1 protein-coding gene is annotated in these 435 nt (G+C 74.0%); it reads left to right on the forward strand.

Annotation, left to right across the window (positions count from 1 at the left end; translation table 11 throughout):
- A partial coding sequence (locus MCHUDSM44219_RS17250) for a DUF222 domain-containing protein (RefSeq protein WP_048419489.1) occupies nucleotides 1-435 on the forward strand: 435 nt, incomplete at both ends.

Below are 435 nucleotides of genomic sequence, written 5' to 3' on the forward strand. Positions count from 1 at the left end.
GCGCCAATGACCCGCGCAGCATCGGGCAACGCCGTTCCGAGGCCGCGGGCGCGTTGCTCAACGGCCGCACACACCTGCCCTGCCGCTGCGGTTCTCCCGACTGCCCGAAAGCCGACACCCCAGGCCCGCAGTCGAGCATCGTTGTGCACGTCATCGCCGACCAGACCGCCCTCGACGCCGCCTCAGCCCACGCCGCCGCAGAGGCCAACGGAGCAGGCGCGAAGAATTCCGCCGCCGTGACCAGTGCTGCAGCCGGCGCCGCCGAGCCCGCCGTGGACGAGCCCGCCGTGGACGAGCCCGCCGTGGACGAGCCCGCCGTGGACGAGCCCGCCGCCAACACTGACGCCGAGACCGACTGCGCGCCGGCGCCATTGAAGGACACCGGGCTGGCGCTGCTGCCCGGGCTCACGGTGATGCCCACTGCGGCGTTGGCGG

Origin of the sequence: Mycolicibacterium chubuense (genome assembly GCF_001044255.1) — a bacterium.
In the GTDB taxonomy this organism is placed as follows: Bacteria; Actinomycetota; Actinomycetes; order Mycobacteriales; family Mycobacteriaceae; genus Mycobacterium; species Mycobacterium chubuense.